At 52.6% G+C, this 19,326-nt stretch carries 23 protein-coding genes and 2 pseudogenes; 7 read left to right on the top strand and 18 right to left on the bottom strand.

Features of this window, described 5'->3' with window-relative positions:
* Positions 1–4: 4 nt before the first annotated feature.
* The 11 genes from fliP to fliF all read right to left on the bottom strand — a co-directional run bounded on the left by fliP (position 5) and on the right by fliF (position 9,675).
* A complete protein-coding gene (gene fliP, locus AC6I8W_RS12770) occupies positions 5–736 on the bottom strand; it encodes a flagellar type III secretion system pore protein FliP (RefSeq protein WP_036625087.1) in 732 nt (243 codons plus the stop codon).
* Positions 736–1,131: a flagellar biosynthetic protein FliO gene (fliO, locus tag AC6I8W_RS12765; protein WP_497835307.1), complete on the bottom strand. Its 396-nt coding sequence runs from the start codon at positions 1,129–1,131 to the stop codon at positions 736–738. Before fliO ends, fliP begins: the two co-directional genes overlap by 1 nt.
* A gap of 2 nt (positions 1,132–1,133) precedes the next feature.
* On the bottom strand, positions 1,134–1,544 hold the full coding sequence (gene fliN / locus AC6I8W_RS12760; protein ID WP_497835306.1) for a flagellar motor switch protein FliN: 411 nt from the start codon (positions 1,542–1,544) through the stop codon (positions 1,134–1,136).
* Entirely contained in the window at positions 1,537–2,544 is a 1,008-nt protein-coding gene (fliM, locus tag AC6I8W_RS12755; protein ID WP_013509553.1) for a flagellar motor switch protein FliM, read from the bottom strand. The genes fliN and fliM overlap by 8 nt, the downstream gene beginning before the upstream one ends.
* Before the next feature lie 4 nt (positions 2,545–2,548).
* Complete coding sequence (gene fliL, locus AC6I8W_RS12750; RefSeq protein ID WP_013509552.1) at positions 2,549–3,034, bottom strand: flagellar basal body-associated protein FliL; 486 nt, start codon at positions 3,032–3,034, stop codon at positions 2,549–2,551.
* A 129-nt stretch (positions 3,035–3,163) separates the two neighbouring features.
* On the bottom strand, positions 3,164–4,453 hold the full coding sequence (locus AC6I8W_RS12745; RefSeq protein WP_497835305.1) for a flagellar hook-length control protein FliK: 1,290 nt from the start codon (positions 4,451–4,453) through the stop codon (positions 3,164–3,166).
* Positions 4,450–4,893, bottom strand: a complete 444-nt coding sequence (gene fliJ / locus AC6I8W_RS12740) for a flagellar export protein FliJ (protein ID WP_480364262.1) — start codon at positions 4,891–4,893, stop codon at positions 4,450–4,452. The genes AC6I8W_RS12745 and fliJ overlap by 4 nt, the downstream gene beginning before the upstream one ends.
* A gap of 22 nt (positions 4,894–4,915) precedes the next feature.
* Positions 4,916–6,277 (bottom strand): flagellar protein export ATPase FliI, encoded by a 1,362-nt coding sequence (gene fliI, locus AC6I8W_RS12735; protein WP_480364260.1) that lies wholly within the window; start codon positions 6,275–6,277, stop codon positions 4,916–4,918.
* Complete coding sequence (fliH, locus tag AC6I8W_RS12730) at positions 6,277–6,978, bottom strand: flagellar assembly protein FliH (protein WP_497835304.1); 702 nt, start codon at positions 6,976–6,978, stop codon at positions 6,277–6,279. Before fliH ends, fliI begins: the two co-directional genes overlap by 1 nt.
* Positions 6,971–7,963: a flagellar motor switch protein FliG gene (gene fliG, locus AC6I8W_RS12725; RefSeq protein ID WP_416412236.1), complete on the bottom strand. Its 993-nt coding sequence runs from the start codon at positions 7,961–7,963 to the stop codon at positions 6,971–6,973. The genes fliH and fliG overlap by 8 nt, the downstream gene beginning before the upstream one ends.
* Positions 7,960–9,675 carry a flagellar basal-body MS-ring/collar protein FliF gene (fliF, locus tag AC6I8W_RS12720; RefSeq protein ID WP_497835303.1) on the bottom strand — a complete coding sequence of 572 codons (1,716 nt, stop codon included), beginning with the start codon at positions 9,673–9,675 and terminating at the stop codon, positions 7,960–7,962. The genes fliG and fliF overlap by 4 nt, the downstream gene beginning before the upstream one ends.
* Before the next feature lie 231 nt (positions 9,676–9,906).
* Between fliF and fliE the strand changes: the two genes are divergently transcribed.
* The 3 genes and pseudogenes from fliE to AC6I8W_RS12705 form a co-directional block, all read left to right on the top strand.
* Positions 9,907–10,218, top strand: a complete 312-nt coding sequence (gene fliE / locus AC6I8W_RS12715) for a flagellar hook-basal body complex protein FliE (protein ID WP_497835302.1) — start codon at positions 9,907–9,909, stop codon at positions 10,216–10,218.
* 815 nt (positions 10,219–11,033) lie between these two features.
* The gene (locus AC6I8W_RS12710) at positions 11,034–12,074 is read left to right on the top strand and encodes an acyltransferase family protein (RefSeq protein WP_497835301.1); all 1,041 of its coding nucleotides are present in this window, start codon (positions 11,034–11,036) and stop codon (positions 12,072–12,074) included.
* A 26-nt stretch (positions 12,075–12,100) separates the two neighbouring features.
* Positions 12,101–12,184 (top strand): annotated as a pseudogene (locus AC6I8W_RS12705) (integrase); the annotation flags it as partial.
* Between the two features lie 377 nt (positions 12,185–12,561).
* Here the strand turns inward: AC6I8W_RS12705 and AC6I8W_RS12700 are convergent.
* The gene (locus AC6I8W_RS12700; protein ID WP_497835300.1) at positions 12,562–13,779 is read right to left on the bottom strand and encodes a diguanylate phosphodiesterase; all 1,218 of its coding nucleotides are present in this window, start codon (positions 13,777–13,779) and stop codon (positions 12,562–12,564) included.
* Between the two features lie 247 nt (positions 13,780–14,026).
* Here AC6I8W_RS12700 and AC6I8W_RS12695 point away from each other — a divergent pair, with 247 nt between their 5' ends.
* Complete coding sequence (locus AC6I8W_RS12695) at positions 14,027–14,275, top strand: hypothetical protein (RefSeq protein WP_497835299.1); 249 nt, start codon at positions 14,027–14,029, stop codon at positions 14,273–14,275.
* A gap of 64 nt (positions 14,276–14,339) precedes the next feature.
* Here the strand turns inward: AC6I8W_RS12695 and AC6I8W_RS12690 are convergent, their stop codons facing one another.
* Positions 14,340–14,714, bottom strand: a complete 375-nt coding sequence (locus AC6I8W_RS12690) for an energy transducer TonB (RefSeq protein WP_497835298.1) — start codon at positions 14,712–14,714, stop codon at positions 14,340–14,342.
* A 197-nt stretch (positions 14,715–14,911) separates the two neighbouring features.
* Between AC6I8W_RS12690 and AC6I8W_RS12685 the strand changes: the two genes are divergently transcribed.
* A complete protein-coding gene (locus tag AC6I8W_RS12685; protein ID WP_497835297.1) occupies positions 14,912–15,178 on the top strand; it encodes a hypothetical protein in 267 nt (88 codons plus the stop codon).
* A gap of 18 nt (positions 15,179–15,196) precedes the next feature.
* On the opposite strand, the pseudogene AC6I8W_RS12680 reads toward AC6I8W_RS12685, so the two are convergent.
* Positions 15,197–15,437: pseudogene (locus tag AC6I8W_RS12680) on the bottom strand (DinI-like family protein).
* Between the two features lie 134 nt (positions 15,438–15,571).
* Here AC6I8W_RS12680 and iraP point away from each other — a divergent pair.
* Complete coding sequence (gene iraP / locus AC6I8W_RS12675; protein ID WP_497835296.1) at positions 15,572–15,865, top strand: anti-adapter protein IraP; 294 nt, start codon at positions 15,572–15,574, stop codon at positions 15,863–15,865.
* 197 nt (positions 15,866–16,062) lie between these two features.
* Here iraP and AC6I8W_RS12670 read toward each other — a convergent pair whose 3' ends face one another.
* Positions 16,063–16,386 (bottom strand): DUF6388 family protein, encoded by a 324-nt coding sequence (locus tag AC6I8W_RS12670; protein WP_497835295.1) that lies wholly within the window; start codon positions 16,384–16,386, stop codon positions 16,063–16,065.
* A 149-nt stretch (positions 16,387–16,535) separates the two neighbouring features.
* Here AC6I8W_RS12670 and yedD point away from each other — a divergent pair, with 149 nt between their 5' ends.
* Positions 16,536–17,003, top strand: coding sequence for a lipoprotein YedD (gene yedD / locus AC6I8W_RS12665; protein ID WP_497835294.1), 468 nt, complete (start codon positions 16,536–16,538; stop codon positions 17,001–17,003).
* Between the two features lie 62 nt (positions 17,004–17,065).
* On the opposite strand, the gene fliT is transcribed toward yedD, so the two are convergent.
* Genes fliT through fliD form a run of 3 tightly spaced genes read right to left on the bottom strand, consistent with a single transcriptional unit; the run spans position 17,066 to position 19,279 of the window.
* Positions 17,066–17,425, bottom strand: a complete 360-nt coding sequence (gene fliT, locus AC6I8W_RS12660) for a flagella biosynthesis regulatory protein FliT (protein ID WP_497835293.1) — start codon at positions 17,423–17,425, stop codon at positions 17,066–17,068.
* Complete coding sequence (gene fliS, locus AC6I8W_RS12655) at positions 17,425–17,832, bottom strand: flagellar export chaperone FliS (RefSeq protein ID WP_497835292.1); 408 nt, start codon at positions 17,830–17,832, stop codon at positions 17,425–17,427. The genes fliT and fliS overlap by 1 nt, the downstream gene beginning before the upstream one ends.
* A 13-nt stretch (positions 17,833–17,845) precedes the next feature.
* Positions 17,846–19,279 carry a flagellar filament capping protein FliD gene (gene fliD, locus AC6I8W_RS12650; protein ID WP_497835291.1) on the bottom strand — a complete coding sequence of 478 codons (1,434 nt, stop codon included), beginning with the start codon at positions 19,277–19,279 and terminating at the stop codon, positions 17,846–17,848.
* Positions 19,280–19,326: the final 47 nt, after the last annotated feature.

Below are 19,326 nucleotides of genomic sequence, written 5' to 3'. Positions count from 1 at the left end.
CTCCTCAGGAATAGAAACTTTGCGCCAGTGAGCCCACCAGCAACTGCCAGCCATCCACCAGGACGAACAGCATCAGCTTGAAGGGCAGTGAAATGGTAGCGGGGGGCACCATCATCATCCCCAGCGCCATCAGCACGCTGGCGACTACCAGGTCGATGATCAGGAACGGGATGAATACGGTAAAACCAATCTGGAACGCCGTTTTCAACTCGCTGGTGACATAAGCGGGCAACAGGATACGCATTGGCACCGCTTCTGGTCCTTCAATCGGCGGCGTGTTTGCCAGACGGGCAAACAAGGCTAAATCCGCTTCACGTGTCTGACGCAGCATAAACTCACGCAACGGTTGTGCGCCTTTATCAATAGCGACATCCATGCTGATCTTGTCCTGGCTGAATGGCAGATAGGCGTCGGAATAAATCTTGTCGAAAGTCGGTGCCATGATGAAGAAGGTGAGAAATAACGCCAGCCCCACCAGCACCTGGTTTGGCGGTGCAGAGGGTGTACCGAGCGCGTTGCGCAACAATCCGAACACAATAATGATGCGGGTGAAACTGGTCATCATCAGCAGCACTGCCGGAATAAAGGTCAGTGAGGTGATAAAAACCAGCGTCTGCACCGGCAACGACCAACTCTGGCCACCATTTGCCAGCGGATGGCTCACCAGGCCTGGCAGTTGCGCATGGGCAACCGGTGCCAGCAATAACAGCGGCAGAAGAGGAAGCAAGCGACGCATCATTGGGGTTTTCCGGGACGTTTAACCAGAGTCTGTAACAGCTGACGAAAATCCTGCGGTGCAGTTGGCGCTTCACGGTCTTCCGGTGCCAGCGGCGGCAGGCTGTGCAGGTGGGTAATCTGCTGTGCGGTGACGCCGAGCACCAGACGGGCATCATGGGTATCGACAATCACCACACGTTCGCGTTGGCCAACCTGCACGCTGGCGCTGACTTTTAGCGCCTGTCCGCTCACCGCTTTCGGGGCAAAACCGAGGCGGCGTGCCAGCCAGCCACAGGCGAGGATCAGTAACACAATCACCGCCAGCACGCTGCTGACCTGGCCAATCACCGAACCGGCTGAAACCACCGGTTGGCTGTGGCTGGCAGGTTGTACCGTTTGCGCGTTCTTCAACATACTTAGCGGCTCAGACGACGCATACGTTCAGACGGGGTGATGATATCGGTGATGCGTACGCCATATTTGTCGTTCACCACCACCACTTCACCCTGGGCAATCAGGTAGCCATTGATCAGAATATCCAGCGGCTCACCCGCCAGACCGTCCAGCGCCACCACCGACCCCTGTGTCAGACGCAGCAACTCTTTGATGGTCATTTTGGTACGACCCAGTTCCACAGTCAGTTTGACCGGGATATCCATGATCAGATCGATATCCTGCAATGAACCGCTGGCACCGCCACCGTCGAGCGACTTAAATACGGCTTCGCTGGGGTCCGGCGCGCTGGTTGCCGCCTGCTCATTCATTGCTGCAGCCCACAGATCGTCCGCGGAGATGTCGTCATCGGACGGTTTCTTGCTGTCACTCATTGGGCTGTTCCTCATTCAGCGAATTCAAAATCGGGTTAATCAGGTGCTCGACACGCAGCGCATACTGGCCGTTTAACGTGCCGTACTGGCTGGTGAGCACCGGTACGCCATCTACGTGTGCGATGATGCGATCCGGCTTCTCAATGGGCAGGACGTCACCAGGTTTCAGTTGTAAAATACGTGACAGACGCAGCGATACATCCGCGAAGTGGGCAATCAGCTCCAGCTCCGAGTGCTGCACCTGTTTCACCAGGTTGTCGCGCCAGTGGTTATCTTCCTGACGTGAGTTCTCCAGTGGGGGATTGACCAGCAGCTCGCGCAGCGGCTCAATCATCGAAAACGGAATACAGATGTTAAATTCACCCACCAGGTTGCCAATCTCCACCTGGAACGGGGTGTTCACCACGATATCGTTCGGGGAAGTGGTGATGTTGGTGAACTTCACCTGCATCTCAGAACGGACATACTCCACATCCAGCGGGTAAATCGCTTTCCAGGCATCGCTGTAGCCTTCCAGCGCCAGCTTCAGCATGCGGCGAATCACGCGCTGCTCGGTATGGGTAAATTCGCGGCCTTCCACTTTAGTCGGGAAGCGGCCATCGCCACCGAACAGGTTATCCACGGCGATAAACACCAGACTCGGCGAGAACACCACCAGCGCGGTGCCGCGCAGCGGTTTCAGGTGGATCAGGTTCAGGTTGGTCGGCACCGGCAGGTTGCGGGCAAACTCATGGTACGGCTGAATCTTGATCGCCCCAACGCTAATATCCGGGCTGCGGCGCAACAGGTTAAACAGCGCCATACGAAAGTGACGGGCAAAACGCTCATTGATGATCTCCAGCGCCTGCAGACGTTCACGTACCACGCGTCGCTGGGTATTGGGATCATAGGGGCGAATATCACCATCGCCCCCGGTGGAACTCTTCTCTACTTCCGCGCTGTCACTGTCGCCATTGAGCAGCGCGTCAATCTCAGCCTGGGAGAGAATGCTATCGCCCATTAAATCACCTCAAAATGAAGGCGGTAAACAGCACGTCACTGACCACCTGCGGAGGTTGACCTTTTACCAGCGGCGGCGCCAGCACCTGTTTGATCTGATCAACCAGAGCCTGTTTGCCTTGCTCGGTCGCCAGCGCGGCTGCGCTTTGACGCGAGAGCAGCAACAGCAGGCGGCTGCGCACTTCCGGTAGGTAGTCATTCAGCCGACGTCGGGTATCCTCATCGGGCAGACGCAGCGTAAAGCCCACGTACAGCACACGGTCAGGATCATTGTCGGGATTGACCAGGTTAACCGTAAAAGTATCCATTGCAAAAAATACGGGGGCTGGTGGTGGCTCTACTTTCGCCACTTCCGGCTTATCGCCCTCGTGTTTATTCATCATTCGCCAGACTGCATAGCCTGCCACGCTGCAAGCGGCCAGCGTCACAATTAGTAACACCGGAATTAATATTGAACGTTTGCGGCCTTTAGCTTTCGCGTTATCAGACATGTTTGCAGTTACTTCCTGTGAATTATGGGCAAGCCTTTCGGCTCGCCTGGACAGATTATCCCGCGTCTTAAGTCAAACAATGGGAAGAAAAGACGCGGGTTTTACGCTTACCTTCAGCGTTAGCCGCTGTCAGGCAAAGATATCGACAGCGCCGTTGCCGGTCGCGCGCGCCTGGAGGGCTGCCGGGACGGCAATAGGCGTTATCTCGTTTTCACTGTCCTGGGAGAGGGTAAAGCTGCCGTGCTGGCCATCACGGCGACCTTCCTGCTGACCCTGATAATTCTGGCCTTGTGCGGAAGCGTCGCTGCTGACATTACTCTGTCCCAGGTTTATACCGCTCTCCGCCAGCGCCGTTTTCAGCTGTGGGAGAGCCGCTTCCAGCGCGGCCCTCACATGGCTGTGGCTGGAAACCATATTCAACTGTGCCTGATCCTTATCCAGGGTCAGGCTGATCTGAATTGCACCCAGATCCTCCGGGTGCAGACGCAACTCAGCGTTCTGCTGACCGTTACGACTGAACATCACAATTTGCTGACTCAGCGCCTGCTGCCACTCGGACGAGCCAAGTTGCGCATTCAGCATCGGTGTCGACGGGGTGGTGCTGGTCGACGCGGTGCTACTGAGAAGCTGTGTGGTACTGCTCAGCGGTGCGCTGGTGACCGGTGTCGTCGTGTCAGTGCTGCTCAGATCACGCTTGTCATCAGGCTTACTTAGCGTACTTAGCACCTGCTGAAAACTCTCATCCAGCGTCAGGGCGGTGCTGTTGGTCGTACTGGTAGTGGCCGTGCTGCTGGTGGCCTGCGTTGTGGTGGTTTGCGCAGTTAACGCATCCGCCACATCGCTGGTTTTCTTGGTTGCTGCTGTCGTTACCGTCGAGGTGGTGGCTGCCGTGGTATCCGACTGCTCATCCTTTGCCTGACGGGTTAGCGCACTCAGTAACGTACTGTTCAGACTGGCGCGACTGTCGCTGGTATTTTCACTCAACGCGCTGGTGGCCGCGGTCTGGGTGGTGCGATCTTCAACTGCTGCCGGTAACATGGCGAACAGGGCCTGAACATTCTGTAAGTCGCTGGCGCTTAACGAACTTGCCTCACTCTTATCCTTATCATCGGCTGATTTCAGCGTGGCTTTAATATTTTCCGGCTGTAAAAGTGCGTTCAGGGTCTCTGGTTTGTCCAGTGCTGCCATCAGCGCACTCAGGGAGACACCCTTGCTGGATTTTTCATCACTTTCTGCTGATGAATCAGCCGATTGCACATGGGTGCCTTGCTGCTTTGCCAGGGTCAATAACTGGTTGCCCAGTGCGGTCACGAAGTCCTGCGGTAGGTTTTCCACCCCTTGCAGAATGTCCGTTGAGGCTGAAGTATCTGCCTCTCCCGAGCTGGCGGTTTGTGTAACGAGTGTTGGCAGCGTAATCATTCGCCTTTCCTCAATGCGGCCCGTTGGGCGTATTCATCCATCCGTTTCTGGTCGAGACGGTTTTCTTGTCGTAATGCGTTTTCGGCGGCCCGGGTGATCAGTGTCTGATAGGCATTGAGCCGTTTCTGTTTGTCGCGCCAATTATTGAGAGCCTGATCGAGACGCTGTTTCCATTGCTGCAACTGTTGGCGATGTTGCTCAATGGCTTTTTCCAGCGTCTGAATAAATTGGTGATAGTTGGTCCAGCGGGTACTGGCAATACCGCCAGACATATCCTGATTGAGCTTGTTGCGATACTCATCCTGGTAATCGAGCAGCATATGTAGTTGCTCGTCAGCTTGCTGGTGGCCACGGCGCATATCACCGAGGTGGATGACCGCTTTCTCCAGATCCTGTTCCGCCAGGTCGCGCAATGTATCGATAGCATTGGCCGTTTTCATTGCAATCCCCCTTCACGCAGGTTTAACCGAACATCGCCTGTAAATGCAGGCAGGCATCGTCGTAGTCGCTGCGTTCGAAAATCCCCTGTTGCAGGAAGGCTTCCATCTGTGGATAGAGCTTGATAGCCCGATCCAGCATCGGATCGCTACCTGCGGCGTAAGCCCCCACGCTCACCAGATCGCGGTTGCGCTGGAAGCTGGAGAGCAGTTGTTTAAACTGACGCACGCGGGCGTAGTGGTTTTCATCGATCAACGCGGTCATGGCTCGGCTGATCGAGGCTTCAATATCAATCGCCGGATAATGACCGGCCTCCGCCAGGCGTCGCGACAATACGATATGGCCGTCGAGAATGGCACGAGCGGAGTCGGCGATGGGGTCTTGCTGATCGTCACCTTCGGTCAGAACGGTATAAAACGCGGTAATCGAACCGCCGCCATGGGTGCCGTTACCCGCGCGTTCAACCAGTGCGGGTAGCTTTGCGAACACGGAAGGCGGGTAGCCTTTGGTGGCAGGTGGCTCACCAATCGCCAGCGCGATCTCACGCTGGGCCATGGCGTAGCGGGTGAGGGAGTCCATAATCAGTAGCACATGCTGACCACGGTCGCGGAAATCTTCCGCAATGCGCGTGGCATAGGCGGCGCCCTGCATACGCAGCAGCGGCGAGACGTCAGCCGGTGCGGCGATCACCACGGAACGAGCACGTCCTTCGGCGCCCAATATGTTTTCAATAAACTCTTTAACTTCACGACCACGTTCGCCAATCAGGCCAACCACGATCACATCGGCCTTGGTGTAACGCGCCATCATGCCGAGCAGCACGCTTTTACCTACGCCGGAACCGGCGAACAGGCCCATACGTTGGCCACGACCAACGGTGAGCAGGGCGTTGATGGCGCGTACGCCAGTGTCCAGCACATCCTCAATCGGGGTGCGCTGTAAGGGGTTGAAGGGTGCGGTGATCAGTGGGGCGCGATAGCCGGTTTCTGGTGAAGGCAGGCCATCCAGCGGTTTACCGCTGCCGTCGAGCACGCGGCCCAGCAATTGCGGGCCAAGCAGGAGCTGTTTGCCGCTGTGGGCGTTATCGCCAGTGACACGGGCGTAGACGCGTGCACCAGGCAAAATACCGTCAACTTCTTCCAGTGGCATCAGAAACAGTTTCTGACCGTTAAAGCCGACCACTTCACTTTCCACTTCGGTGATGGTGGCACCGTCATGGCGTTCAATCACACAAGTCGCACCGAGCGGCAGTTGCAAGCCGGTGGCTTCCAGTACCAGACCGGTAGCGCGAATCAGACGCCCATAGCGCCGTACGGTCTGCACCTGGGAAATACGATCTTCGAAGGCGTCCAGCGCCCCGAGCCAGCGATTGAGGCGCGTACTCATCAGAACTCTCCCGGTGCCGCCAGGCGGCACAATTCCTGCCAGCGTGTTGCCACGCTGGCATCGAGATCGCCATCCTCGGCGCTGAGTTTACAGCCGCCTGGGTGCAGGCTGCTATCGGCCAGCAGACGCCAACCGTGTAGATCCAGCGTTGGGCCAAGTGTTTGTTCGATCCGTTGCAGGTCATCCGGGTGCACCCGCAACTGTGGTTTACCGCTGAACATCGGCTCCTGCTGAATCAGCTGCTGGATCTGGCGCAGCAGGGCGCTGCCATCGACGGTGGTCGCCTGACCAATAACGGTACGCGCGGCCTCCAGTGCCAGTTGCATCAGTCGTGCGGCGATCACGCTATCAAGTGATTCCAGCGTGTGCTGAAACTCCGTCACCAACTGCTGCATACGCGCCTGTAACGGCGCTTGCTGCTGTTGGGCGTCGGCCAAACCTTGCTGGAAACCTGCGTCGTAGCCGTGTTGCTGCGATTCAGCATGCCCTTTCTGGTAGCCTTCGCTGTAGCCCTGCGTTTGCGCCTCTTTGCGCATCTGCTGCTGCAGACGCTCCAACTGCTGGTGCTGTTCATCTTCGGCACTCAGTACTTCGTCACTGACGGACTCCATTGGCAGGATTTCCGGTTCAGGATCGAACGAACGTCCTAAATCATCAGGCTGCCAGCGTTGCCACGGACGGGCGGAAAAGGCATCAGACATAGGTTTCCTCGCCACCACCAATCACCATTTCGCCAGCTTCTGCCAGACGGCGTACTACCAGCAGGATGGCTTTCTGTTCGTTTTCTACCGCAGACATACGTACCGGACCACGGTTGGCGAGGTCGTCGCGCAGAATATCTGCCGCACGGGCTGACATGTTTTTGAGGAACTTCTCGCGCAACGGCTGTTCGGCACCCTTCAGGGCGATCAGCAACTGCTCGGACTCCACTTCCTGCAACAGACGCTGGATGCTGCGGTCGTCCACTTCCACCAGGTTTTCGAACAGGAACATCTCGTCGATGATCTTCTGGGCCAGCTCGCCATCGAAGTCGCGAACGGCTTCGATAACCGCCTCTTCCTGCTGGGTTTTCATCAGGTTGATAATTTCTGCTGCGGTTCTCACGCCGCCCATCTTCGCGCGCTTGAGGTTGGTGCCATCCAGCAGGCTGTTGAGCACCTCGGTCAGCTCGGCCAGTGCTGCTGGCTGCACACCGCCGAAGGTGGCGATACGCAGCATCACATCGTGGCGCAGACGTTCGTCGAACAGCGCCAGAATATCCGCCGCCTGACCACGTTTGAGGTGAACCAGGATGGTGGCGATAATCTGCGGATGCTCGTCGCGGATAAGGTCTGCCGCCGCCTGCGGTTCCATAAAGTTGAGTGTTTCCATGCCGCTGGTGGTTTCGCGGGTTTCGAGAATATCTTCCAGCAGGCTGGAGGCACGTTCCTCGCCCAACGCCTTGACCAGCACGGTGCGCAGGTAGTCGTTGGAGTTGAGACTGAGCGCGGCAAACTGTTCGGCATTCATCTCAAACTCACGTAACACCTCGGTCAGCTGCTTGTGCGAGATCTGTTTCATGCTGGCCATCGCCGCACTCAGATGCTGCACTTCACGCTGGTTGAGGTGTTTAAACACCTCAGACGCACGGTCCTCGCCAATGGTCATCATCAGAATGGCGCTTTTTTCAGTACCGGTCAGACTCATAGTTCGTTACTCATCCATTCACGGATCACCAGCGCAACAACGCGTGGATCGTTTTCAGACATATCGCGGATACGCTGGCTCAACACTTCCGCGCTCATGCGGTTGGTTGATTTGCGCTCCTGATCCAGTTCATCTTTGCTGAGCTGGACGCTATAGGCTTCTTCTTCTTCCTGCGCAGCAACACGGGCGGCAGCGGCTTCTGCGGCGGCTTGTTCCTGCTCGCGCTTACGCATAATTTGCGGACGTACCAGCTTGCGGTAGAGAATGAAGGCAACCAATGCCACCAGCAGCCAGCGACCAGCACTCATCAACTGATCAAAGAACGATTGCTGTTGCCAGAAGGGCAGGTCGCCACCGGCAGGCTCGGTCATATTGAACGGTGAGTTCACCACGTTGATGCTGTCGCCACGGGTCTGCGAGTACCCCATGGCTTCGCGCGTCAGGTCTTCAATCTGCTTAATCTGCTGATCGTTCAGGGCAACTTCTTTACCTTTATCGTCAGTGCGATAGTTCACCACCACGGCGACCGACAGGCGCTGCACGTCACCGACGTTCAGCTTGGTGTGACGAATGGTGCGATCCAGCTCGTAATTGACGGTATCGTCACGACGTGAGCTGCTCGGCCCGCTGTTCTGAGTGGTGCTGGTGCTGGTCCCGTTCGCCGTATTGTTCTGGCCATTGGCATTCTGACCATTGGTATTGTTAGCTGGCGGATTGGTGACCGGCGCGGTATTGGCAGGAGCTGGCTGATTCGACAACGCTCCCGGTACGCCACCCGGATACGGGCTACCGTTTTGTTCGCTAGTGCTGGTCTGGCGTGAGCGAATCGCTGAGTTGTCTGGACTGCCGTTCGGATGATACTTCTCATCCGTCTGTTCGCTGCGGTCAAAGTTCAGTTGCGCCGTCACCTGCGCATGGACATTGCCCTGGCCAACAATTGGATTAAGGATTGCTTCAATGCGCTGCTGATAACGACCTTCCACTTCGGAGGTGTATTTCAGCTGAGCATCGTTAAGATCGCGACCTTCACTGTCTGAACGAGTCAGCAAACGGCCAGCCTGATCGACCACCGTCACGTTACCCGGCGGCAAGCCAGGTACGCTGCTCGAGACCATATGCACCACGGCCTGAATCTGGCCTTCATCCAGTGCGCGCCCCGGTTGCAGGTTCAGGGTGACAGAAGCTGAAGGGGCTTTCTGCTCACGCACGAACAGCGTCGGTTTTGGCATCGCCAGGTGGATGCGCGCGCTCTTGACCGGACCGAGAGTTTCAATGGTGCGCGCCAGTTCACCTTCCAGCGCACGTTGATAGTTAACCTGCTCGCTGAATTGACTGATGCCGAACTTCTCTTTATCCATCAACTCAAAACCTACCGAGCCACCTTTCGGCAACCCCTGCTGGGCGAGACGCAGGCGCAGTTCATGCACCTTATCGGCTGGCACCATCAGTGCGCCGCCATTCTCGGCAAACTGGTAGGGAATGTTCATCTGAGTCAACTGGGTGACAATCGCGCCGCCATCTTCATCTGAGAGGTTGCTATAAAGGACGCGATAATCAGGGGCTTTCGCCCAAAGCACCAACGCAATGACCACTGCGATAGCCGCAGCGGCAGCGATAATTAAGGGAATTCGCGGATTGGCGCGCAGGCGGGCGAGAAGGTCACTGAAGCCTTTCTGGTTTGTATCCTGTGTAGCGGCTGCACTCGCATTCATGACCGATTCCTGCCTGACATAATTGACCGGGTGTGTTGTGGTGACAAAACGGACTCCCTGAAACGTCGAAAAATGAAATTCCACTCCAATGCTTTGCATTATTTTCTGAATCGCGAAATTTGATGGGCGAAAAAGCCGGGTTTTTTGCAGTCATTTAGCGCCTTTGTCTTATTGACAGTGTGCTAACTTTTCCATCGTGAAAAAATGAATCATCTTCAACGAGGTAATGGCATGTCGATTCAGGCAATTGATGGTGTTCTGCAACAGCTTCAGCTGACGTCGTTGCAAGCCAGCGGCCAGCAGAGTGACGCCACTCAGCAGGTGGACTTTGGTGCGACCATGAAAGCGGCACTGGATAAGATCAGTGAAACGCAGAACAATGCGCGCAGCCAGGCACAGGATTTTGAGCTGGGTAAACCAGGTGTGGCGTTAAATGATGTGATGGTCGATCTGCAAAAATCATCGATTTCGATGCAGATGGGCATTCAGGTCAGGAACAAACTGGTGTCGGCGTATACCGATATTATGAATATGTCGGTGTAGGTATGGTAACTGGTTGATAAGGAAGAGATTGCTGGCTTGGCCGCTTTGGTGTGGGACACCAGCATTCAGTTTCTCGTTGAGAAGACTCCTTTGCATCTCATCGTTTTCTTTCATCCATGATCCGTAAAACTGATAAACCATCTGCGCGTTTGCATACCCCATCTGACTCGCAATGTAGTTGGGGCTTGCTCCTGCCGATAATGACCAGCACGCATAAGTGTGCCTGGACTGTTATGGCTTCCTGTACGTCAGACGAGCTTTGCTTATTGCTCCCCTCCATGTCACACCGATTCAATTGATTTTATTTTGATATTTTCTATCAGAATCCCACTGAAGGGTAAGGTCTGTCATGCCAGATTATTCTTTGAATAAGGGTATTGTTTGGTGTTAATTCACACGCCAGCTTGGGGTAATCTGGCTCAGCTATCACAGAAAAACCTCCAGAATCATACAATGGGGTTACTGTTGTCACTGGGGCCATAAACAACAATTACGGCGTTCCGGTTATGGTCTACGGATCGTTCAACCTCAGCTGCATGTGTTGTGAATATTGATGCTGGCCCTGATACAGATCACTTAGGAGCTGTACAGAGCATCACCACAACCGGAGTATCAGGGAAAACTCATTTTTTAATCAGTGTTCCTTCAGGTGAGGGCTGGAGACTGTTTGTTCAGACGGGAGACTCAAGCAAAACTTTGAACTCCGTAGCAATTCATGATGCTAGCCGAGACAGCTTTGATGAAAATCATTCAATAAGTTGACTGGTAAGAGTATAAGGAGTGATTACTAAATATTTTCGAAATCTTTACACTTCATGAATAAAATTGGATATATCCAGGCTCTCAGGGCCTTAGCGGTTACTCTGGTCGTCGGCTTTCACTATGAAGGGATTATTCCTCTATTTAAACATGGCTTCATTGGCGTAGATCTGTTTTTTGTAATCTGCGGTTTTATAATGGTCTATACGACGAAGGCATTTACCTTCGAATTGTCAGAGGTTAAAACGTTTCTTATTAAAAGATTCTCTCGCGTCTGGCCCGTCTATGCAGTTCTTACTCTGCTCTTTTTTTTAATTTTCACGCCATCAATACCCGGTGATGCTATTTCTCAGGTTAAGTGGATAATAAAAAGTATTCTGTTCTATCCATCCTGGAATGTGATGCCAGTCATTAAGTCCGGATGGACACTTCCTCTTGAAGTGCTTTTTTACCTTCTTTTTGCTCTGAGCATGGTGGCAGGCCGGTGGCGCTGGATTGCACTGTCTGCAATTATGATATTCACATTGGGCTTTCTATCAAGTAAGGTGATGTTGCCGTATGCATCATTCAAATTTCCTGGCGTGTTCATCGCTACCGCTGCGACGCCGATAAACTGGTCTTTTTACATTGGTTCACTCGTTGGCTTACTTTCAATAAAAAATATAAGGCTGAACAAAAAGGCTTCGGGAATTTTATTTTTTCTGTCTTTATTCGTCTTCATGATATCCCTTACCACGCTTGAGGCGCCAGCGCACGGTCCTATTATTGGATTGATGTTTGGCGTGATGGTGTACAGTATTGACTGCCTTAATGCCGATAGTGAAATAAAAATACCCACCAATGTGCTGGCAGTCGGAAATATGAGTTTTTCTATCTACCTTTGTCATGAATTTGTCTTGGCGGTTTACGCAAAATACTTTGATCAATTTGCTGTTAGCCTACTTATGAAAGTGGTGCTATTTTTCCCTTACGTTGGCATGACTCTATTGCTGTCTTGGTATAGCTGGAAGTATCTTGAGAATGGTCTGGCTGTATGGGTGAGGGATTACATGATGGGGAAGACCAGAAGAAGGGGCGCAACTACGAGCCACCAGTAAGTGGACAGAGTCTGCGGTGAAACTAACATGAATCCCTGATTAACCTGACGCCGGAAGAGTACCGGCTGATAGCTGAAAACCCGGAAATCTCAAAAAGTGCGTGGAACTAAAACAGGTCTGCTTACATGCAGACGTGGGGAGTGATATCGGCAATGCTCTGTTTGTGCGGGATCTGAGTTATCTCTTTACCAGCTCAATTTTTCTACCATTGCATCATGAATATGTCGGTGTAAATTGCATTACGCGACGGTCTCTCACCGCAAACGAAACGGCGCGATTAATCGCGCCGCTGCATTGAAAAGTTCATGCCCCACCCGGCGCTTATCTCCGGCACTCATAATGGCTTAGCTCTTGAAGGGGCAAAAAGATTGTCTCAGATTTATCCGAAAAATAAAGGGTTGTATCGGCATGTTTGCTGGTAATCGTGATGCCAGTCACAAGCATTTTTCAATCGTGCTAGTCCATAACACTCAACTACGCAATTTTTTCAGGATTGGCGTATCTCTGGCCATGCGACCGCCGGAATGCCGTTCAGCTGTGGCCGGGCAAATAAAAAGCCCTGAAATTTACTGATGCCCGCGGCTTCCAGCCACATCCACTCTTCGGGTTGTTCCACGCCTTCGGCAATCACGGAGATTTCCAGTGAGGCACAACATTTAATCATGGCATGAACAATTGCTTGCTTAGGTCCGCTTTTGTGGACGTCTTTGATGATGCTACGGTCGATTTTGACCTTGTCTGGCTGGAATTTTGCCAGTAGCGACAGGCCTGCAAACCCGGCGCCAAAATCATCCAGTGCCACACTGATGCCCGCCGCCCTTAATTGTTTAATCGCCGTGGCAAATTCATCGGCGCGTGAAATCGCTTCATCCTCAGTGACTTCCACCACAATCTGCTCCGGGATCAGACCATTTGCGTGAATTTCCGTCAGCAGATACTCCACGGCATTTGGCACCATCACCAGCGACATGGGTAACAGGTTAATCGACAGCGTCAGCTTTGGGATGTTGAATTGTTTTGCCAGCTTGAATGCCTGGCTTTTACATTTGAGATCAACTTCATAGGCCTGCTTGCGACTATAAGGGGCAAAAAACGTTTGTGGTGAGCCACCGTCGGCGCTGCGAATCAATGCTTCCACCGCCAGTACTTCGCGTGAGAAGGGATCAATAATCGGCTGGAACGCAAAATGGCACTGCGCAGTTGCGTCATCTGGAACGTCAATCAGTAAATTTTCTTGCTCATCGGCGATAAATTCCCAGGTATTAGCCGGAGGGATTTCGAAATAATTCTCGTTATCTCGTGCTTCGACAAAGGTTCGGAGGAAACGTAATGCCCGGTCTTCAAAGGTGAGTTGATACTTTGATGTCCCTTTATTCAGTACCGCCTGTAGCACAGTGGCTTTATCATATTCCCGTAAATCAAAGAGTTCCATTCCGCTATTACCAAAACGGCGCGCGGGTGCATAGTCGTGCAACAGCTCTACAAGGTTTTGATGGCGGGCGTCTTTACAGATCCGGTCATAAATGGACTGTACTGCCTCTGCGGGTCCCTCCAGCAACTGAAAAAAATGCAGTCCGTCAAATAATAAAATGCCCGTAATATCCATTAACTCATTGTTTATATTTGCTTTTTTAACCATATCTTCCAGCTTTTTCACCGGAACATGGTCGCAGAGATGGCTACGATAAAGGATGGTTGAGAGCATGGCAGGTTCCGGAACATTATTTTTGTGAGGTCTACATTAACAGAGCGTTCGGGGAAAATGTCGCAGATAGCCATTATTTATCCTGAGAAGCGTCTGAAAGCGCTCGACAGAATAAAAAGCGGTGTTCTGCTTTCGTCAAGTCGGATTCTTTCTGCATCTGGTTGTCACTTCGCTTACGATAAAAATATTAGATTGAAACGACAAATAAAAAGCGTAGTGTGACCTTCGTTAACCAGAGGTGAGCACAATGTTGCGTGATTATTTGAAAATTGATGATAGCGACCGCTTAGTCGAACAGAGCATACAAAGGCTCAACAATCGCGGTCAGGAAGATATTACCGAATGGCGTATTGTCGGGAAGAATGGTGAGCATAAAGGCCGGGTTTCTCTGTGTGATAAACTCTGTGTCCAGCGCTCCTGGAATGTCAGCTACCGGATTACACAGACCGATGTGAACGGAAGGGTTGTCGTCGATCACTTGACCGACGTGTTGTAATTTTTGCCGTAGTTTTTGTATTACTTGACCCGCCTGTGGCGGGTTTTTTGCGTGGGACACCAATTTATTTGTTTGCCGCAGTGACGGGCTTTGGGGTGGGAACCTCGGGCAGCGGGTCATTATTCATGGTAAAGGCCAGGCGCATCACAATATTCTGTGTCGGATGATGGGGGGCGAAGCGCCAATGCGCGACGGCAGCCACCACGGTGTCTTCAAAACGCCCCGGCGGTTGTGCCTGCAAAATACGCAGCCGACTTACGTGCCCGCTGGCATCGACATCATAGGAAATTTTAACTGAGCCGGTTATACCGTGTTGATACGCATAGATGGGATAGTTTGGTTTTACCATTTTGACTATCGGCGGCGGTTTATTCCCCTCAGGCGAGCGGGCGCAGCCTGCCAGTAAAACCAATAGCAGCGGTAACAATAATTTTTTCATTTAACGTCCTGTTACGAAAGTAAAACAGCGGTTAAATGATAATGCTTCTTATTACATAATGATACTGGCAATCCTGCGACCAGGGCGACTTTCAGACATTAGTTCCGATTAATCCTAACGCGGCTTCGCTATATTCAACTACCTTTAGTCATCATGGCGTTATTTAAACTGGTTTTTTTCACAAAAAGGAAAACAGCATGAGTGATTCAGAGGCAATCAAAACCAAAACTGACTACCTGCGTGATGTCACCTCCCAGCTGAAAGAGATGCGTCATTATGCACAAAGCAACACCGAGACCCTTTCCAGTCACTGGCTGGCTTTTGATGCTGGTGAGTTTAAAGACAAAGAGTATGCAGCTCGATTCGATACGTTGATTAATAAGCAAGGCAAACTGCTGGACGATATTGACCAGGCGATTCAGGATCTGGAAATCGCCGTCAATCACAGTGAGCAGGAGAGCTAAGCCACCAACGCTGGTGGCTCAGTCGGCCACCAGCCACATGTCGGCTTCGTCAAACATCTCCTCAATGATGCGTGCCAGGGTGGCTTTCTCGTTTTTACTCATATCCGTCTCAATAGCGTTCCGTTCCATGGGTTTGACACGGACTTCGAGTTCTGGAAATACCCGCTGCACGCGTTTTTTCCAGTTCCTGCAAGATCATTTCGCGCGCGCCGGGTAATCCCGCCACGTTGCGCTTATCGTAAATCAGCTCCACAAACATTCAGGGCATTCCATTTAATAAATCAGAGCGCCATATTACTGTAAATAAAAACAGTATCAAGCGGCAGCACGGACGAAATCAGATAATTTTATCGGTGCACCTCATAACAACACTTTTTCACTTCAGGAGTTAGCATGCGTCAGTTAGTTATCGATATTTTGCTCAAGATGGCAAAAATGGATGTGGAAGCGAAAGAACTCATGGCACAGGTAGAAGCACAATCGCTGCTAATTGCCGCATTGTTGATCCAGGCTAAACAGGATAACTCGCTGACCATTAGCGAAACGGTACAGGATGCGATTTTCACCGCGTCTCGCTCCTCTGAAGAGTTTTTGCAGTCCGATGTGGATCTGTTGTTGACGCATATTAATCGTCTGCTGGCGGTAGCACGTTATGTTGAAGTGAAAGCGATTGAGCGTGGAGAGTAAGCAAAAAAATAGAACCTCTGGAGGTGGAAATCCAGCAACACCTCCAGAGGCGGTGCAAAAGCACCATTCGTTCAAGGACAATCTACGACCGAAGCCGTAGAGTTAACTTATACAAGTTCTTCCATCTTGTACAACTTTATCCTGATCATTTTGAGTGGTACGAGGTGTTCAATCGCGACCAGTCTAAACTGAAACGATTAAAGCTCGTTCTGAATACAAAACGCTTCCCACGTCATACCTAAAGCCGCAGCGTGCGATTTCAGGTAGGTTTCGATAGCTTCAGCGGCCACCGCTTTATCTGGTTCGGCGAGCTGAATCGAAAACAGCATGCCATCGAGGTTCTTCTGGCGTAAGAACGCAGCATAGATGCGTTCTGCATGCCACTGGCGCAGCGCCACCAATGTCATGCCAGCCTGCTGTGCATCATTTTCTGTCAACTCGTCCAGCGCCGCCTGGAAATCAGGATGGGCGGTAAAAAACATTTCACGAGCCTGGGCGTAATATTGTTCTGGCGTTTTCATTTGGGGTTCCTGCTGGTTAACTCGGCGCGTAGTGTAGCGTGGGAGGGCCAGGTTGTCAGGAATCCCGGCAGATCCGACGCAGATACCTTGCGTAACTCCCTGGAAAAATTATAACGTAGCCGCCATTGAAGCGAGTGTAGGGATCGAAGATGAAAAAGTGGATGGTACTGGCAGCATTGGCGCTGACGGGGTGTGCGCAAATTAACAACTATGAAGCTGCTGTAAAAACCCCCGCACCAGCGGAATTGCAGGGCTACTGGCAAACTGTCGGCCCGCAGCGCAAGCTCATCAGCGAGCAGGCGATGGGCACTCTGATCATCGGTGCGCAGGGCGATACACTGGATTGCCGCCAGTGGCAGCGCGTGATTGCTAAACCCGGTAAGCTGACACGTCTGGATGACCAGTGGGTGAATGTGACACGCCTGGTACGGGTGATGCCGCTACGGTTAAACAATGGTGAGCTGCGTTACGATGGCCTGCGGATGCGGAAAGTGGATCGTCCAACGGTTGAATGTCAGCAGGCCTTAAAAGAAGTGGCTGCTCGCCCTGATGAGGCGGTAATTCAGGATATTGAGCCGGAGATTTTGCGGCCGATGCAGAATACTGCGCAGGATTAAGCTAAAGCGGAAAAAATAGCGGCAGGAAAAAGGTTTTCACTGCCGCTACGCGAAGGTAACACTCAAACTGATTGACGCGGCACCAACACGCTGCCTTGTTTGCCGTAAGCGTTCATCATGGATTTTTGCCGTGATGATTGTCCAACCAGCTGCGCCAGCTCATCCAGACGTGCCTGTAACAGGCGTTTGACTTCACTCTCATTGTCGAGGATATGGCGTAATACCGGGCGCAGTTGTTCCTGGGTTTGCAACGAAGGTGCGTTGTCCTGCGTCGATCGGGCCAACTGTTGCACCGCACTAACGTATTCCATCTCCTTGGTGATCAATTCATCCCATTCGCCGTCTGCGGCGAGGCGCAGCATTCCCTGGCTGAGATCGAGTAACTGCTGGTAAATGGCAATCAGATGCGGTGCGATAGTCATTAAACGGCGTCCTGAAGGTGTTGAGGTTGAGCGACTTCTTTCCAGGCATCAGCGATATTACGTAACAGCCCTTCAACTTCTTCGATGGCTTCTACGTCATTACGCAGATTGGCCTGTAACAGACGGCGCACCATATAGGCATAAAGCCCGAGCAGGTTCTCGGTGAGTTCATCACCGTTGCCTTCTGTCAGACCCTGTTTGAGTCCGTTTTCGATAATATTGATTGCTTTAGAGAGCGACAGACCTTTGCCCTCCATATTCCCGTCCTGCAAAAACAGGCGGGCACGAACCAGTGCGCTGAGCGCACCGTCAAACAGCATCACCACCAGCTGCTTCTGGCTGGCGCTCATGACGGCGCTTTCAACGCCGATTTTGGCATAGGCTTGGGTGCCATTTGCGCTATACATGAATCACTCCTTATTAGGATGAGCTACTGCTGGTGCTGGAGCTGCTGGATGACGTATCGAACTGCTGCGACAGGTAGCTACTGGTGCTATTCAGCGAGCTCATCAGCACGTCCAGAGCAGTAAACTGGGTTTTATAACGTGCGATCAGGTTATCAATACGCGTACTCATGTCGTTGTACTGATCGGTCAGGTCATTCAGGGTCTTACTGACGCCATCGGTGGCCGCCTGCACGATACCGGTCGTAGAAAGCCAACTGGTCAGGTTGGTGGCAATGGTGGTGGTGATACCGGTGGTGGTGCCATCACCCACAATCATTTCTTTCACCCCATCAGCATCACTGGACAAGGCCGTTTCCAGCTTGTCGGAATCCACTTCCAACTGACCGGAAGTGGGGTCAGTGGTGATACCAATCTGTGCCAGCGTTTTATACGTTGAGCTGCTCTGCGCATTGGTCAGCATACTTTTCAGCTGCGTCTGAATGGTACGCAGGGTGCTGTCGCCAAGCAGTGCGCCATTGCTGGAGTCCTGCGAATCGGAACCCACATCAACCGCGGTATATTTGGTCAGCGTATCGAACTGCGTCAGCAGGGAGTTGTAGGCATCTACCCAGTTTTCAATGGCGCTTTGCGCTTTTGATGAATCTTTGGTGATGGCCAGCGTCTGGTTACCGGTGGTGGTGTCGTTCAGTTTGAGCGTAATACCTTCAAGTGCATCACTAATGGTATTGCTGCTGTTCTCAATCTCAACGTTATTTACCGTCAGTTTGGCGTTCTGCGCCGTGACGCTTTCCGTCATGGCATTGCTGCTGGCCGTGGAGTCATAGCCGACGATGCCTTGCAATGTATCATCACCGGTTACGCTGATGCTGCTAACGGCGTTATCACTGCCGGTTTCAGAAGACGTGAGTGACAGACGGTAGCTGCTATCACCGGTTTTAATAATCGTGGCGGTAACACCGGCATCGGCGCTGTTGATCGCATCACGCATGCCGGTCAGCGATGTCTGATCGCTGGTCAGGGTGATGTCTTTGCTGGTGCCATCCACCAGCTTGATCGTCATGGTGCGGCTGCTGGCAGAGCTGTCGCCCAGTGCGGTGCTGTTACTGGACTGCGTGGCGGAAGTCAGGGTTTGCGCCTGCGCCAGCTGCGATACGCTGATGGTGTAGTTACCGGCTACCGTGCTACCAGAGGTCGTCGCGCTAAATGCGGAAGAGGTGCTGGTGGCCGTGGTCGCAGTAAACAGATCGGCATCATTTAACGCGGTGTTTGCCGTCTGGAAGGTGGTCAGGGCACTTTTCAGCGTGCCGTAAGCGCTCAGTTTGGCGGTATACGCCGTCTGCTGAGTAGAGATGGGATCTAATGACGCTTTTTCGGCGGTTTCCAGACTATCCAGAATGCTACTTAAATCGAGGCCTGAACCGACACCCAGGGTAGAGATACTTGCCATGTTGTTTCCTTTTCATGTCGACACGGAGAGTGAATACCGGGGTTATC

It is taken from the genome of Pantoea sp. X-Soil-TKNS-1211 (genome assembly GCF_059730495.1).
This window is presented reverse-complemented; position numbering and strand designations above follow the sequence as displayed.